We start from the raw sequence: 14,098 nt of genomic DNA on the forward strand, positions 1-14,098 counted from the left end.
ACCGCCCGCAATCGTCCGCTCAGTGCTCAGAACCTCTTGAAAAACAGGCCTTTCTGCGTACATCGGTGTTCGTCACCGTTTGTTCTCCTCCGGTCCCAGCCGCCCGATTTGTTGGTATTTTTGTTGGTATCGCGTTGGTATCGGGAGAACAAACGTTCACGGTGACTTTCGCCTTCCGATCGAAGGAATCGAGCAGATGGCCCGCAAGAACGGTGGCGCGTGCGCCAACCCGAAGCAGATCAGGACCGACGTTGACTGCCGCGCCGCTCGACCGAAATTCGACAAGGACGCGTGGACTCCCGCCAAGGTTTCCGACGCGACCGGCGGCGGGCTCTATCTCTTCGTCACGCCAGACAAGGGGGATGTCCCGATCGGTGTTGAACTACGTCGGGCCGACGTTGCCGGAGTGAATGTTACGCGGCCCTCGTGACGTGGGCAACGGGCTTGATCGTCATGCGATCGTGGTGAGCTTGAAGGGCCGCACGCAGAACCGACAATTGCTTATGCGCCTTCAATCGTCGGAAGCCCTTGTTGGCCTCGATCATGCCGGCCGCGACCCATCGCAAGGCCATACCGGCATCCCGCCAGCGTTTGACGTTGCGCGTGACGCGGCGAATGGTGCCCATCATGTTCTCGGCGATGTTGGTACAGGCGAGCGATCGACGAAGCTCCTTCGGCAGCTTCAACCGGACGACAGTCAGGATTTCGTCGAGGCCTTCGAGGATGCTGGCCGCTACGCCGGGCCATTGCTGGTCGAGTCGACGCGCGAGATTGCGGATCAATTTTTCAGCCTTGTCGGCGTCATCGAGCTCCCAGGCCTGGCGCAGCACCCGACGGGTGGCCGCATGATGTTCTTTCGGCAGGCGTTCCACGATGTTGCGCGCCTTGTGGATCTGGCAGCGCTGGATCGCAGCGGCCGAACCAGGGGGGGGGGGGGGTTGGGGGGGGGGGGAAGGTGCGGCGGATCGCCTTCGACAACGCTTTCGCGCCGTCGGCGATGAACAGTCTTGGCACCGTCGGGTCGAGCCCGCGCGAGACCAGGTTGTCCAGCAGGGCCTGAACCGTTGCGGCATTCTCGGTCGCCCCTTCCACCAGAGCCAGCGGATGCTTGTTGCCTTCGCCGTCAATCCCGATCGCGGCGACCAGCACGAGATCGTCGCCGAGATGCAGCCCATCGATTTGGACCACTAGAAGGTCGAGCGCGGACAGGTCGGCAGCCATGAAGTCGGCCAGCCGCGCCGCCGACAGCGCTACGAACCTCCGCGAGGCCGCCGACTTCGAAACCCCCGATCCGGGCGGTGCCGGCACGTCACCCTCGGGCAGCCGGACAGCGCGGCCGAACCGGCGCGTCGACACATTGATCAGCATCAGGTTCATCGCCCAGCGACCGAGCCAATCCTCCTGCGCCGCCGTTTCCCAGCTCGGGATCGTGACCTCGCGGCCGTCCACGCCCCGGGCCCGCGGGCGCTCGACCTCGATCTTGCCGCCGTGGAAGCCGATCCGTCCCCGCGTTCGGCCCCAACGGTGCGCCCGCCGCGCCGCGTCGCGACCGTGGCGCAGCCCGCAGGCTGCCGTGACATCCGCCTCCATCATCGTGCCGAGCGCCTCGATCCCTGCCGCAAGGCAGAACCGATCGAAGCTCGCCCGCACTTCTGCAAAAGCTTCGTCCACAGCCCCGGTCGCCGGCGAACCAGCCAGTGTGATATCTCTCGTCATGGCGTTGCTCTCCTTTGTGGAATCAGCACCCCGAGCCTACCGGCTCAAGGTGGGCAACGCCGACCTCTTCAGAAATTCAACAGAACCCGGGACATCCCCCCAGACAAGAGCAAGCCAGGTAACGCTGCGTCCAAGCTCTGGCGGTTGGGCTATCGCTTCCACAACCGCCAGAAAACCTACTCCATCGGCCCTTACGGCAACGGCAAGGATGGCACGTTCTCGCTCGCCGACGCCCGGCGCGAGCGCGACAAGGCCAAAGATCTGCTCAAGGAAGGCAAAGACCCGAGCACCGAGAAGCAACTCGACAAGTACAGGCAGACGGCCGCCCGGCCTTTCGGGCAATGGGCCGACGAGTGGCTTGCGAAGAAGAAGGTGGAGAAAGTCAAACGCGGCAGGATCGTTGCGGTGCGCGACCCCAAGACCATCGAGGTGCTTGAGCTGCGCGTCGGCTACGTCAAGAAACGCTTCGGCAAGCTGTGCAGGCAGGACATCAAGCGTCCGGACGTGCTCGCTTTCATGCGTTCATATGAAGCCGAGGGAAAGCTGGAAACTCGCGACCGCGTGCGCAGCATCGGTGAGCAAATCTGCAACTATGCCGATGTCGAAGGCGACGGCTACAATCCATTCCGCAACCTGAATGGGCAGATGATTGCCAACATTTCGACGCCGCGTCCCGGCGTCACCGAACCACGCGACGTGACGCGCGTGTTCAAGCTCATCAGCGCACCGTGGACGAGAGCGAGGTTTAGTGACGTTGTTGGCCTTGCTTTGCGCTTCGACGCTCTGACCATTCCCCGCCCCGGCATGGTCAATGAAATGGAGTGGAGCGAGGTCGATTGGGATGCCGAACGCTGGACTATTCCAGCCGCCAAAATGAAGACCGGTTGGGACCATGTCGTGCCTTTGTCACGGCAGGCACTCGCAATCCTGCGCAGCGTTCAGAAGCTGACCGGACATCGCCGGTACGCGTTTTCCTGCTCGAAGGACGCGCCTTTATCAAACAACACGCTCAACAAGCGCTTGCGGCTGCTTGGCATTGACACCAAGACTGATCATTGTGCCCACGGATTCCGGACCACCTTCTCGACCCTGTCTCACCACGAAGAGATCAAGGACGCCAAGGCATGGGATGGCGATGTTGTCGAGCTGCAGCTCGCGCATCTCGATAATTCGACTGTGGAAGGGCTCTACAAGAAGCACGGACCGCTCGCGCTGATTGGCTCGCGCACGAAGTTGATGCAGCATTGGGCTGACCGGATCGACCACTGGCTCGATCCCAAGAAGGTGATGCCGATCAAACGCGGCACGCAGGCCCGAGGCACCGAACATTAGGCGTGGTTAATGCTGCCCTGTTTCGATCCGTAGCAAGGGGTCGGGAAGCAGGATTTCTGCGTATCTGCGGACGGCTGCTCACCGGCAAGTACGGCCGCAAAAAGATCGCGCAAGCCGGGCCGGCTGGGAACCTTCCCACGAGTACCAGCGAGACCCCCGATGGCGGGAGTAACGGAAGGCTCAACGGCGACAACCCGTACGGCGGGATGCTGTTCACCGAGGGGAATTTCCGCATCGTCGATGAACTCCGCGCAGTTGCCGACGAGCTCGGCCGGCCAATGGCGCAAGTGGCACTCGCCTGGCCGGTGAAACGACCCGGCTTATTGACGGCCCTCATCGGCGCGAGTCGTCCCGAGCAGCTAGCGCAGAACATAGGGCCGCTGGACATCACCTGTCGCCAGAACAAGAGGCACGCCTTGATGCAGTGGGCGCCCCGCCAATGCTCAACCCCTACTTCATCTTCGACCTGCCGCGAGAGCGCATCTTCGGCGGCCATTCGATTCATCCCTAGGAGCGAATGACTGGTCTTCTCCCAATGGTTCCGCTTGTCGAGTGAACCCTCGGGGTCAACCAGGACGTCGGCGACATTCTGGACATCGCGCACCTCCCACTCCCCACGCCGGACCTCGAGCAGCGGATTATACGCCGAGGATTTTGGGTTGGTCGGATCGAACAACAGGACGCGGCCGTGACGGGCGCGGAAACCAGCGGTCAGCTCCCAGTTCTCACCCTTGATGTCGTGAACGATGGCCGAACCCGGCCAGGCCAACAACGAGGGAACGACGAGGCCGACGCCTTTGCCGGACCGGGTGGGCGCAAAGCACAACACATGTTCCGGTCCGTCATGGCGGAGGTAGTCATCGTCGAGCTTACCCAGCACCACGCCATCCGGACCGAGAAGACCGGCCGCTCTGATTTCCCTTGCATCCGCCCAGCGCGCCGAGCCATAGGTCTCGACATTCTTGGCCTCGCGGGCTCGCCAGACCGACATGCCGATCGCCAGCGCGATCGAAACGAAGGCCCCTGACGCCGCGATGAAGGCACCCTCGACAAAGACCTGAGGTGCATAGGCATCGTAGACGAACCACCACCAGAAGAAGACTGGTGGGTAATAGACCTTCCAGCCCGATAGCTCGAACCAGGGCCGCCCGAGCTCCGGCTGGTAGGCGAGCCGCCAAGCAGTCCACTCGGTTGCTCCCCAAATGGCCAGCAAAACGATCAGAACGACGACGGTCACCTGTCCCCAGAGGATTTTGGTTCCGGACATCCCGAGCCCCCTTCCGCAATCGCATTGGTGAGATGGCTAGAGGCCCAGGTCGCGCTTGCGACCAAACCCCCATTCGATGCCGCCGCCGTCCTTCGCGACGCCGGAGACGTGCTGGCCGAACTTCTTCTCGAGCTCGCGAGACCAGGGCACGAGCTGAAAGCCAAGTCCGTCATCGATCATGGCGAAACGCCCCGACGTCAGCGTCAGCCGCTGGCGATACGTACCTGCCACATGCTCCCCGGACGCCGCCTTCACGTGAGGCAGGCCGGTGTCGACCGAGACCTTTGCTCCCACCTCGTCCAGTTCGCGTCCGCGCAACGTATTCAATAGGTCGCGCTGCAGGATGATGCGCTGGCCCTGACGCCGCGCCAGACCTTCCTGAATCAGATGCTCGGTACGGGCTTCCATGGCATCGCGCGCCTCGCGACCAAATCCCCCCATGGCGAGCGGCATGGGATCGCGCTCGACCAGCCGGTGATCGAGCCAGGTCGCGCCTTTGGCGGTGACCTGCCCGGCGAGGTCGAGATCGGAGCGGATCGCCAGTACCAGGGTCGGTCGCGGGTCGTCGGCCTCGCCGAAGCGCCGGACTTCAACGAACCCGCCGACCGGCGGAGTATGTTCGAAGGCCTCGATCCCGCGGAAGCGGACATGGTGGGCGCGACCGTCTGTCCCGTCGATCAGGGCGTAAGCCTCGCCGGTGAGCTCGTCATGCAATCCCCGATCGACAAGTCGTCCGATGATCCCGGACATCGGCTGTCCAGCTTCGATGACGAAGTCGGAAACGCCACGAGCTTCCCCACGCTGAGTAAATGCGCGATGCATGGTGTTGATGATGTCGCCGTGCATGCCGAGGTCGCGCAGGCAAGGCTCGGCCTCGAGCCCGACCATCCATTCCCCCGGTGCGGCGGATGCGGCCAGGCCCATCTTCTCCAGATGTTGAAGTCGGCCGACCATCAGGCGCCGGATCCCGGGATCGGATCTGCCCGGATCCTCCGGGCGAAGATCGACATACCCGGTCTCATCGGCCCCCAGCCGGATCTCCCGATCGAGCCGCGTCCATCGCTCTGCGGTGACTTCCCTCTCCAGCGCACTGCGAATTTCCTGCTCCGGCTTAGGGCCGAGTTCGATAGAGACAAGTTCCTCGGCGCGAGAGCGGAAACCCCGGCTGATATAGTCGCGGGAGATCACGAGATCCGCGCCCTCTTCGTCGATGCCGCGGACGAGAAGATGGATGTGTGGGTTGTCCGTGTTCCAGTGGTCGACGGCCACCCAATCGAGCCGCGTGCCAAGGTCGATCTCCATCTGTTTGGCCAGGTCGCGGGTGAAATGCCTGAGTTCAGTCATATCGCTGGCGTCCTCAGGCGAGACGATGAACCGGAAATGATGGCGGTCGTCCTGGCACCGTTCCGCGAAAGCCGCGCCATCGGCACGGTCGCTGCTGGCATCGAACATCTCGGCCCGCTCGCCACTCCGCGTCACGCCATCGCGCTTCAGGTACGAGAGATGGGCCGTCAGCGGTGCTGAGCGGAAGGCTCGCCCGTTGTGGCGGACAACACGCGCCTTCACCACAACTCGCCGCGCCGGGCCGAATAATCGGCTGCGGCTAATGGAAAGCCGGCCGCGGCCAAACGTCGAGCGCCCAAAGGCCGTAGAACGCCTGCCAGCCAAGGCCTGACCGAGGTGTGTCCGGCTTTCTTCGCGGCGCGTAGTACCTGGTTGATGAAGCTCTTCGGTTTCGGCGCGCGGGTGCTGCGAATGCGCCCGGGTCGAATACGCAGATCGCTGTCGCCCACCGTCATGGCCGGGCCTCAAAAGGCACAAGAGCACCTGCAGTGCCGAAAATGTCCTTGATTGCATTGATCAAAACGCAAGGCGCGGCACGCGCCCCGACCGACCGGCACGCCGGAACCCAAGCCATGTCAATGGCTTGCGGTTCGAGCGGCGAGCCCCTTTTATCTCGCCGTCCTAATGTCGTGCCTACCCACTGCGCTCGCCTTTCCGCCCATTAATCTCCAACGTACGCCACTGCATGCCAGCTTGCGCATTCGATCATCGCGAGCTCCCTGCATCAGATCTCTCGACGAACAACCCTGTTGCCTGTGGCACGATAGCCGAGATGTCGCGAACGGAGGCCGCCGTCAGAGCTCGATTTGGCGAGCGCCCAGGCTGCAGCGCGTCAGCGGTGTTCGAACTTTCAAATCGAGCAACAAAGAGCGCCGCTGCTGGTGGCCGCAGACCCGCGACGGCACTAGAAGCTGCGATGTCGCTACCGATAAGAGGCACAAGTTTCTGCAAATAGGCTTTGGTCTCAGCCGGCAGTGGACGACCGGTGAGATGTTCCTCGTAGCGACCAGGTCCCGCGTTGTAGGCCGCAAGGAAGCCCGGAGAGCCGTACCGGTCGTGCAGGTCCCGAAGGTAGGCAGTCCCCGCAAGAATGTTATCGCGGGGATCGTAGGGATTATTGCCGAGGTCGTACCGCAGGCGTAGTTCTGCCCACGTCTCCGGCATGATCTGCATCAGCCCCATGGCGCCTTTCGGTGACCTGGCACGCACGTCTCCGGCACCTTCGACGTCTATGACTGTGCGTATCCAACGCTCCGGCACGCCGAAGCGACGTGAGGCTTGCTCGACGAAATCCGCAAATGGCTCGCCAGTTGCATACCTTGCTGTGCGGTCCGCGGGTTGCGTCTCGGCGACAGCAGGAACGTTGCTCACGGTCAGCGCAGCGAACAACGGTACAACAGCGAGCAGGCTCCTCTCGAACAAACGCAAGCGTGCCGCCGTGCTCGCGCCCGTCCGGCGTAAAGCCGCTTCGCGCCGGCCTTTCGGCCGCCCTGGACCGCCGCTGCGCGCGTCGGCCTTGCAAGCTTTGGTCGGGACGGAGGAATGGTCCTGCACTTGGTCGAACAGAGGAATGGCAGGACGGGAACGAAGAACACGCACGATCATTCCTCCCACGTCCACACCGGGAGCGCACGGCCGATCACGGCCGACGCCGGAAGGAATCCGAAATATCGGCCGTCAAGGGAGTCGTCCGACTGCCAGTTCATGAGGAACAGCTCACCGTCGCCGACCACGCGGCAACCCTGCCATTTCGGCAGCGGCCGGCCGCGCCGGTCGCGATCTCGCGCCTCGCCCACTACAATTTCATCGACGGAAATCGAGAGCCCGTTTCTGCAGACCGTCTGCCCTGGCAGCGCCAAGACCCGCTTGAGCATGGGGATGCCGACCGGCAGATAGCCGTTCAGGTCGAGAAAGGTCGCAAGCGGCTCCGGCGGCTGAATGGCGACCAGCTCGGTGACATGGAAGCGCTTCGCCGATCGTAAGCTATAGAGACCGATTGGCACGCTCGCCGATGCGTTCCAAATGTAGAGTGGAAGAGGCTCCAGGGCGATCGTGGAGACGAGCGCAGCAGCAACCGCGAACGTCGTTATCAGCATCATCAGGCGGCGTGTCATCGCATCACCTTTTGACGATGAAGCCAAGCCTGGTGACGCGCTTTCGTATACGGACGCGGGTTTTCGTTGACGGACAGGCGGTTGTGAACGTGATGCCAATGATCAGGAGCGACGTCGGCGGGATCGATTCCGAGCGCCTCAACGGCATCGGTCATCTGCAACACTCTCTCGACCTTTGGCCAGCCAGAGAGACGCAGCAGAATCTCTCCACCGGGTGTCACATACGGTACGGTCGAGCAGCGCTGTCCCGGTGCAACCGCGCGCAAGATGTCAATCCGCGAAATGACCGTTCCAAAGTCATTGGACGTCCAACGAACGAAAGCAAAGATGCTGCCCGGCGCGAATGACAGCACACGTCGGTGGCGATCAATCTTCCGTTCCTCGATGATGCGGCCGAACCGAATGCGGTTTTTGATACGTTTCTCGAGCCACAGCACTTCTACTTCGGTGAGATCGCTCATGCCGCCGCTCCCGAAGACGGGAATGGGGAGCCGTAAGCATTGGCGGGGGTGAAGCACCTGTACGGCTTCTGCCGACAAGAAGGATTGACGGCCCGCGGTTGCCAGTCGCTTGCGATGCGGTTTCCGGCTTGGTCCGTTAGAGGAAATCCGAAGGATTTCTGGTTAGCCGGGGTACTGACCTGTGCCCCCTCGCCGGCCGTGCTGCTGCGAAAATGCTTCACAGCGATTCGCGAACGGAACGCGCGGTGCGGTCCGGCGATCGGCGGTGGAGGCGCATCATGGACTTCTATGCAGGGCTCGACGTGTCGCTGGAGGCGACCAACATTTGCGTGGTGGACGGCGGCGGCAAGGTCGTCCGGGAAGCGAAACTCGATACCGATCCGGACGCGATCGAGCTGTTCCTGGCGGAATGGGGCATCCAATGGAAGCGCGTCGGGCTGGAGGCGTTCTCGTACAGTGCCTGGCCGTTCACGGCGCTTTCCGAAAAGGGCCTGCCCGTGATCTGTATCGAGACCCGGCATGCCAAGGCGGCGCTGAACGCGATGCCGAACAAGACCGATCGGAATGACGCGAAGGGGATCGCGCAGATGATGCGGACCGGCTGGTTCCGCGCGGTGCACGTCAAGTCGGAGGCCGCGCAAACGCTGCGGGCGCTGCTGGTCGGGCGCAAGGCGATGCTCGGCAAGGTGCTGGACATGGAGAACATGATCCGTGGCCTGTTGCGCCCGTTTGGCCTGAAAGTCGGCGAGATCTCGGTCGGCCGTTTTGACACGCGGGTGCGCGATCTCTTGGCCGGGAAGAGGGATTGGAGGCGATCGTCACGCCGCTGCTCGACGCGCGCAATGCGATGCGGCTGCAGTTGGCAAAACTGCACCGGGTGGCGCTGACGGCGGCGCGCAGCGACAGCGCGGTGCGGCGGATGATGACAGTGCCCGGCGTCGGCGCACTCGTGGCGCTGACATTCCGAGCCACCGTTGACGATCCGACGCGATTCAGGAAGTCGACCAATGTCGGCGCCCATTTCGGCTTGACGCCGCGGCGCTATCAATTCGGCCAGACCGACCGGATCGGCAGCATCTCCAAATGCGGCGATGAGCTGACGCGAGCGATGCTGTACGAGGCAGCGATCGCGATCCTCACGCGCATTCCGAAGCATTTTAAGCTGAGGCTGTGGGGCCTGCGGCTGGCCAGGAAGAAGGGTCTGAAGCGCGCGGCGACCGCGGTGGCGCGCGCGCTCGCCGTGCTGCTGCACAAGATCTGGATCGATGGCACCACGTTCCGGTTTGGCGCCGGCGGCAAGCGCGGCCGGGTCGCTGCGGCGGTGTAAGGGCCTCCGCGACCCGGCCGCTTCCACGCGCGCCTTTTCCTTCCGCCACGGCGGAGCAGCGTCTCCCGAGGAGACGGGGATTTGGGTGAGATCGCAACTTTTCTTGCCGGCGGCTTCATGACGACGTTTGAAGCCATCACGCACGGCGCTGGTTAGCCTGACCGCCCTTTCCTCAGATTCCGGCTTGTGGTGGCCATCGTGCCAACCACGGATGTTAGCAAGTTCTCCTCGACGAGCGAGTGGCTGCAAAAGGATGTGACGCGCACCAGGCGATGATGTTGACGTCGGCGATCGCGCAGATTTGCGCGCGATCGCGTTGACGCGCGTGCATTGGCGACAGTTGAATACATATTATAGGAGATAAACCTCATAGTATGTAAAGCCGCAACTTGCGCCGATGGACATGCGCAAGTTAGTCGGTCGGAATTTCGCAAGACTGCGGAAGCAGAAGCGCTTCACGCAGGAGAAATTCGCCGAAGCGTCCGGCTTTACCCAACAGTATGTCAGTGACCTGGAGCGTGGCCGCCGCAATCCAACTGTCGTAACACTGTTTGAACTGGCAAGCACATTGGGCGTCAGTCACGTCGACCTCGTCCTGCCAGACGAAGAGGCGCGAAGCGAGCGATCAAAACCTGCAAAGCGAAAATGATCGGGTACAAAGCCAATTTTGAACAATCGTAGACCGTGACTTTCGCGAGCCGGGCCGAAGGCCCGGCGAGCACCGGACGCGGATACGCGTCATCGCCGCCGATCCGGTTTGCCGGACCGGCGGCGATGCGTAGGCTACCGGGAAGTAGCCGCGCAACCGATTCCGATTGCGCGGCTCGCCTCTAGATCGCGCGTTCCATCAAGCGCTTTGCCTTCCCTTCCAGTTCAAGCCTCGCGTCCTGATGCAACTTGGTGCGGGCCAGCGCCGTAATCCCCTGCACAAAATCAAAAATGCTTTCCGGCTTGCGATCTTCTTCACCTAGAACCGTTTCGATGATCTTCGTCGTCTCCGATCTGGAAAACCCGCCCTTGCGGAGGAAGCTTTCCCGGTCTTCGTCCGTCCGCGCAACGATCCGCTCGCGCGCGGCCTTGATGCCCGCAACGAATGGCGAGGGCGAGGAATTGGCGAAGCTCGTCAGCGCCGGCGCAGCTTCATGCGCAAAACGTTGCGCGGCAAATTTCGAATGCCGGATTGTGATCTGCTCGAAATTCTCGACGCCCCAAAGATTGCGGTTCAAGCAGACGGCGCGAAGGTAGAAGCTCGCAATGCCGAGCGTCTTGCTACCGACTTCGCTGTTCCAGCAATAAAATCCCCGGAAATACAAGTCCGGCGATCCATCCGCCAAGCGCCCCGCCTCGATCGGATTTGTGTCGTCGACCAGAAACAGAAATACGTCGCGGTCGCTGTCGTATAGCGTTGTCGTGTCCTTGGTCACGTCCACAAAAGGATTGTGTGTCATCGTGGACCAATCCAGCACGCCCGGCACCTTCCAACGCGTGTCGCCGGTGCCGTTGCCTGCGATCTTCATTACGGCAGCGACAAGCTCGTGATCCCAGATGCGACCATAGTCCGGCCCGGTGACGGCTCGAAGCTCGACCCGCCCGTTATCGGCTTCGAGGGTTTTCACGAGCTCGACGCGGTGTGACAGCAAGCCATGTTGCAGGTTGATGCCTGACAAAGCCGCGGGAAGCTGCCGCAAATACGACGTCGGCGCGCCGACCAGCGTACACAACTGGCCAAAGCTCCAATGGGTGGGCGCCACCGGCTCGTCACGGCCGGGGACCATCAAGGCCAACCGCTCGGAACTGTTGCTGTTGACCTCAACCCGGATGGCGCGGCTTTCGACCGTCCGCGCCTGCGCGCGCTCGGCGCGACCGCGCACGGCGTCGTAGAGGTCCGGCAGGTTCAAATAACGTTCGTCATCCGGTCGCGAAAACCATTCCGACGACACACGGCCAATTCGTTGGCCGCGCGATACATCCACACGAAAGCCGCCGGAAGCCGACTGTTGGCCTTGCGATAAAGTCATCATGTTCATGGTCGTTTCTCCTATGGGCTGAGGTTGAAGCGCAGCGCTGCGCTGCAACCCTGCCCGTCGGCGAGACCTGGGGTAGCAAGGGCAAGGGCGGCCGGAGCGGAGGGGGATCACCCGCCTGACAAGGGCGCGCTTGATAAGCGCGCGTCTGCACGCGCCCTGACGACCTTGGTCGTCATGGAGATCCATGGCGCGGAAGACCGGGGATACCGGTCCGGCCGGCACGCGCAGCGTGCTTTACCCTTGCCCGCGCGAGGGCGGAGCCCTTAGCGATTCACTTCCAAAAAAATGCTCTTCCTCCTCCCTGCCAAGCGGCAACAAAAACGCAAAAAGCCCCGCCTCCGAAGAGGCGGGGCGGATGATCCGGATGGATCAGTCGCCGTTGCGGCGAGACCAGATCAGGGTGAAGCCCTCGTCGCCCTCGACCTTCACGAGCGAGGCGTAGATCGGCGCCGGGAAGCTCGGATCGTCGAGCTTGACCGAGAGGTACTCGCGATCGGATTCGCGGGCGGTCTTTTTCCAGGCGGCACCGAATTCGGTGGTGCCGGCGAAGATGCGAAAGTCGGGCGCCTTGTCGTTGTCCTTCTCGGACGGGGCGAACCTTGCCTTGATGTTGAGCGTCAGCGTCTTGATCGAGCCGACGTAGCCGTTGTCCGAAGCAGTGAAGGTGCCGATGGTAGCCATGGTAATCTCCGTTGGTTGCTCGGGCCGCGCCCATCGCGGCCTCGATGGCGATCCTTGGCCCGGGGAGCGATCGGCCCGCAGCCGTCAGGCCCGCAGCGCAGCGGAGGACGGCGTAAGCCTGCTTTTTTGTTTTCCGCGAGGAATGCCGCCCCTTTGCGGCAGGGGAAAAAAGCAGGCGTAGCCGTTGCGGGAAGGCGATCGAGGCTCTTGCCGCCCCTCGGGCTTGATCAGCCCATTCGAGGTTGCGTTGGACGCCGCCCATAAACGAACTAACGGAGATAACCATGGCTGCCGGCATTCGAGCAGCACAAGGACCCGGCTTGATCGGTCGAACACACGCTGACATCAGCGCATCAATGGCGATAGAAACGCGCAAGAGAGAACGATGAGCGACAATTTCGTATGCTGTCGTGGCGTATCGGAGCGGCGCTGGAAGGAACTCTCGCCGAAAGACGATCCGAACGGCGGCAGTCATTTGTTTGATCGAGGACCCGGCCAAGGGCACATCGCCGCTGATGAAGCAGGCCAGATGACGATCATGTGTTCGCGGTTCACCGTGATCGGCACCGATCGGAAGGACCTGGACCTACGCTCCGGCGTCTAGGTGCGGATTTGCGTCTCTGAGTCGCTGCTTTGCATCAGTTGAATCGGCCGCGCGCTGAGGCGCGCGGCCGAAATTTTGGATAGTTGGCCGGGGCCGCACGCGCGGCCACGGCCGATAACTCATTCGGCAGCCTCTGAATAAGCATCATCGCCTTGCCCAGCAGTGGGCGCATCGGATTGCTCTTGCGGCCTACCTGTCCTCAGCAGGGCGGGTAGCCAGTCGGTCGCAGCCAGCAACTGCTCGGCCGCTTCCGGCATATCGACCTTCTTCATATCTGCCATTCGCTCGGCAGCCTCGCCGCTCACACCTTCACTGACTGCCTCCAGTATGAGGTGTACCGGTTTGGAGCGAATGAGTTGGTCGGCAATGGCGCCGAAGCGAGGATCGCCGATTTCTTCGAAAAACTCTTTCGACTCCATCGCGTCCGGCAATGAGGTTGTTAGCCGATATTAAGGTATCGGCGGCCACGATGTGGGAACTGCGCCTCCCCAAACGAGGGCCCCTAGCGCCGGACCTGCGCGAATTCATGCCCTGCGATCCACCGCGTCAACGCTCCCGAACGAAAGCGGCAAGTGACAAGCGGATGCGATCGAACGTCAACTTGCGCATCAGGAGGCGAATGAAATCCGTGGCGCCTATACCCACGCCGCCGAATTCTGGCAGGAGCCGTGCGGATGATGCGGTGGTGGGCGGACAAGTTCGACCGGCTGAGGGAGCACAGTGCTTGAGGAGCGCGTTCAAGGTGGGGTTGCTCCATTAAGTCGCACGTCCATTAGTTCGACATGTTGGTGTCAAGAAGCGCTAGAAGAGAGCGAACCACTACTAGTCGCCGACGTCCGATCGTTGTCGTGACGATAAGCCCAGCTCCTATCAACTCGTAAAGCTTCGTGCGTCCCAAGCCGGTCACTTCGCATGCATCGCCAATCGTGCAGGTGAGCCGCTGGGCGAACGGCATCGTACTGGGTTCTGCGGCTTTCGGAACGGATGGACTGACTTGTGATCGTTGTCCGCCAGTTTTCTCTCGTCGATTGTATTTCACGTGGCCCTCCTATTCGCGCAAAGCTCGACAGAAGGGATTGATTGTGCGATGAGCAACGTCAATGCGAGCACCCGAGGGCGCTCGCGTACGACAGCGCACGTCAGCGGCGGTTTGAATATTCCCGGACACAAAGGAGCGACGAGGGAAATTTTTCGCGAATGCGCCAGCCACAGCGAGGCATTGCGC

The 14,098-nt window shown here is 62.2% G+C and carries 12 protein-coding genes and 4 pseudogenes; 6 read left to right on the forward strand and 10 right to left on the reverse strand.

Going from position 1 to position 14,098, the window contains the following annotated elements:
• Positions 1-196 precede the first annotated feature (196 nt).
• Positions 197-430 carry a hypothetical protein gene (locus ACVWW3_RS27245; protein ID WP_456648078.1) on the forward strand — a complete coding sequence of 78 codons (234 nt, stop codon included), beginning with the start codon at positions 197-199 and terminating at the stop codon, positions 428-430.
• Here the strand turns inward: ACVWW3_RS27245 and ACVWW3_RS27250 are convergent.
• Positions 414-1,716, reverse strand: a pseudogene (locus ACVWW3_RS27250) (IS256 family transposase). The gene ACVWW3_RS27245 and the pseudogene ACVWW3_RS27250 overlap by 17 nt on opposite strands.
• On the opposite strand from ACVWW3_RS27250, the gene ACVWW3_RS27255 reads away from it, so the two are divergent.
• On the forward strand, positions 1,705-3,048 hold the full coding sequence (locus tag ACVWW3_RS27255; protein ID WP_456672425.1) for a tyrosine-type recombinase/integrase: 1,344 nt from the start codon (positions 1,705-1,707) through the stop codon (positions 3,046-3,048). The pseudogene ACVWW3_RS27250 and the gene ACVWW3_RS27255 sit on opposite strands and share 12 nt — an antisense overlap.
• Before the next feature lie 206 nt (positions 3,049-3,254).
• The gene (locus ACVWW3_RS27260; protein ID WP_456649741.1) at positions 3,255-3,569 is read left to right on the forward strand and encodes an aldo/keto reductase; all 315 of its coding nucleotides are present in this window, start codon (positions 3,255-3,257) and stop codon (positions 3,567-3,569) included.
• Here ACVWW3_RS27260 and ACVWW3_RS27265 read toward each other — a convergent pair.
• The 5 genes and pseudogenes from ACVWW3_RS27265 to ACVWW3_RS27285 all read right to left on the reverse strand — a co-directional run.
• A pseudogene (locus tag ACVWW3_RS27265) lies at positions 3,557-4,315 on the reverse strand (type IV secretory system conjugative DNA transfer family protein); the annotation flags it as partial. The gene ACVWW3_RS27260 and the pseudogene ACVWW3_RS27265 overlap by 13 nt on opposite strands.
• 36 nt (positions 4,316-4,351) lie before the next feature.
• Positions 4,352-6,114 (reverse strand): annotated as a pseudogene (locus ACVWW3_RS27270) (relaxase/mobilization nuclease domain-containing protein).
• A gap of 250 nt (positions 6,115-6,364) precedes the next feature.
• Positions 6,365-7,264, reverse strand: a complete 900-nt coding sequence (locus ACVWW3_RS27275; RefSeq protein WP_456648076.1) for a lytic transglycosylase domain-containing protein — start codon at positions 7,262-7,264, stop codon at positions 6,365-6,367.
• Positions 7,261-7,773 carry a S26 family signal peptidase gene (locus tag ACVWW3_RS27280; RefSeq protein ID WP_456648075.1) on the reverse strand — a complete coding sequence of 171 codons (513 nt, stop codon included), beginning with the start codon at positions 7,771-7,773 and terminating at the stop codon, positions 7,261-7,263. The genes ACVWW3_RS27275 and ACVWW3_RS27280 overlap by 4 nt, the downstream gene beginning before the upstream one ends.
• Positions 7,770-8,234 carry a DUF2840 domain-containing protein gene (locus tag ACVWW3_RS27285; RefSeq protein WP_456648074.1) on the reverse strand — a complete coding sequence of 155 codons (465 nt, stop codon included), beginning with the start codon at positions 8,232-8,234 and terminating at the stop codon, positions 7,770-7,772. The genes ACVWW3_RS27280 and ACVWW3_RS27285 overlap by 4 nt, the downstream gene beginning before the upstream one ends.
• A gap of 278 nt (positions 8,235-8,512) precedes the next feature.
• Here ACVWW3_RS27285 and ACVWW3_RS27290 point away from each other — a divergent pair.
• Together ACVWW3_RS27290 and ACVWW3_RS27295 are read left to right on the forward strand one after the other, a co-directional pair.
• Positions 8,513-9,561: pseudogene (locus tag ACVWW3_RS27290) on the forward strand (IS110 family RNA-guided transposase).
• Between the two features lie 397 nt (positions 9,562-9,958).
• Complete coding sequence (locus ACVWW3_RS27295; protein ID WP_208086328.1) at positions 9,959-10,210, forward strand: helix-turn-helix domain-containing protein; 252 nt, start codon at positions 9,959-9,961, stop codon at positions 10,208-10,210.
• A 181-nt stretch (positions 10,211-10,391) separates the two neighbouring features.
• On the opposite strand, the gene ACVWW3_RS27300 is transcribed toward ACVWW3_RS27295, so the two are convergent.
• Both ACVWW3_RS27300 and ACVWW3_RS27305 read right to left on the reverse strand, forming a co-directional pair.
• Entirely contained in the window at positions 10,392-11,582 is a 1,191-nt protein-coding gene (locus tag ACVWW3_RS27300; protein WP_456649740.1) for a DUF932 domain-containing protein, read from the reverse strand.
• 375 nt (positions 11,583-11,957) lie between these two features.
• Positions 11,958-12,269, reverse strand: a complete 312-nt coding sequence (locus ACVWW3_RS27305) for a DUF736 domain-containing protein (protein WP_354096987.1) — start codon at positions 12,267-12,269, stop codon at positions 11,958-11,960.
• 385 nt (positions 12,270-12,654) lie between these two features.
• On the opposite strand from ACVWW3_RS27305, the gene ACVWW3_RS27310 reads away from it, so the two are divergent.
• Positions 12,655-12,873, forward strand: coding sequence for a hypothetical protein (locus ACVWW3_RS27310; RefSeq protein ID WP_456648073.1), 219 nt, complete (start codon positions 12,655-12,657; stop codon positions 12,871-12,873).
• Positions 12,874-12,992: 119 nt separating this feature from the next.
• Here ACVWW3_RS27310 and ACVWW3_RS27315 read toward each other — a convergent pair whose 3' ends face one another.
• Positions 12,993-13,292, reverse strand: a complete 300-nt coding sequence (locus ACVWW3_RS27315) for a hypothetical protein (RefSeq protein ID WP_456648072.1) — start codon at positions 13,290-13,292, stop codon at positions 12,993-12,995.
• Positions 13,293-13,645: 353 nt separating this feature from the next.
• The gene (locus tag ACVWW3_RS27320; RefSeq protein WP_456649739.1) at positions 13,646-13,828 is read right to left on the reverse strand and encodes a helix-turn-helix domain-containing protein; all 183 of its coding nucleotides are present in this window, start codon (positions 13,826-13,828) and stop codon (positions 13,646-13,648) included.
• Between the last annotated feature and the right edge of the window lie 270 nt (positions 13,829-14,098).

Source organism: Bradyrhizobium sp. LM2.9 (genome assembly GCF_054056555.1).

Excerpts from the sequence above, each read along its gene's own strand:
- ACVWW3_RS27245 (WP_456648078.1), top strand. The coding sequence starts at position 197 with ATGGCCCGCAAGAACGGTGGCGCGTGCGCCAACCCGAAGCAGATCAGG.
- ACVWW3_RS27260 (WP_456649741.1), top strand. The coding sequence starts at position 3,255 with ATGCTGTTCACCGAGGGGAATTTCCGCATCGTCGATGAACTCCGCGCA.
- ACVWW3_RS27275 (WP_456648076.1), bottom strand. The coding sequence starts at position 7,264 with ATGATCGTGCGTGTTCTTCGTTCCCGTCCTGCCATTCCTCTGTTCGAC.
- ACVWW3_RS27280 (WP_456648075.1), bottom strand. The coding sequence starts at position 7,773 with ATGACACGCCGCCTGATGATGCTGATAACGACGTTCGCGGTTGCTGCT.
- ACVWW3_RS27285 (WP_456648074.1), bottom strand. The coding sequence starts at position 8,234 with ATGAGCGATCTCACCGAAGTAGAAGTGCTGTGGCTCGAGAAACGTATC.
- ACVWW3_RS27295 (WP_208086328.1), top strand. The coding sequence starts at position 9,959 with ATGGACATGCGCAAGTTAGTCGGTCGGAATTTCGCAAGACTGCGGAAG.
- ACVWW3_RS27300 (WP_456649740.1), bottom strand. The coding sequence starts at position 11,582 with ATGATGACTTTATCGCAAGGCCAACAGTCGGCTTCCGGCGGCTTTCGT.
- ACVWW3_RS27305 (WP_354096987.1), bottom strand. The coding sequence starts at position 12,269 with ATGGCTACCATCGGCACCTTCACTGCTTCGGACAACGGCTACGTCGGC.
- ACVWW3_RS27310 (WP_456648073.1), top strand. The coding sequence starts at position 12,655 with ATGAGCGACAATTTCGTATGCTGTCGTGGCGTATCGGAGCGGCGCTGG.
- ACVWW3_RS27315 (WP_456648072.1), bottom strand. The coding sequence starts at position 13,292 with ATGGAGTCGAAAGAGTTTTTCGAAGAAATCGGCGATCCTCGCTTCGGC.
- ACVWW3_RS27320 (WP_456649739.1), bottom strand. The coding sequence starts at position 13,828 with ATGCCGTTCGCCCAGCGGCTCACCTGCACGATTGGCGATGCATGCGAA.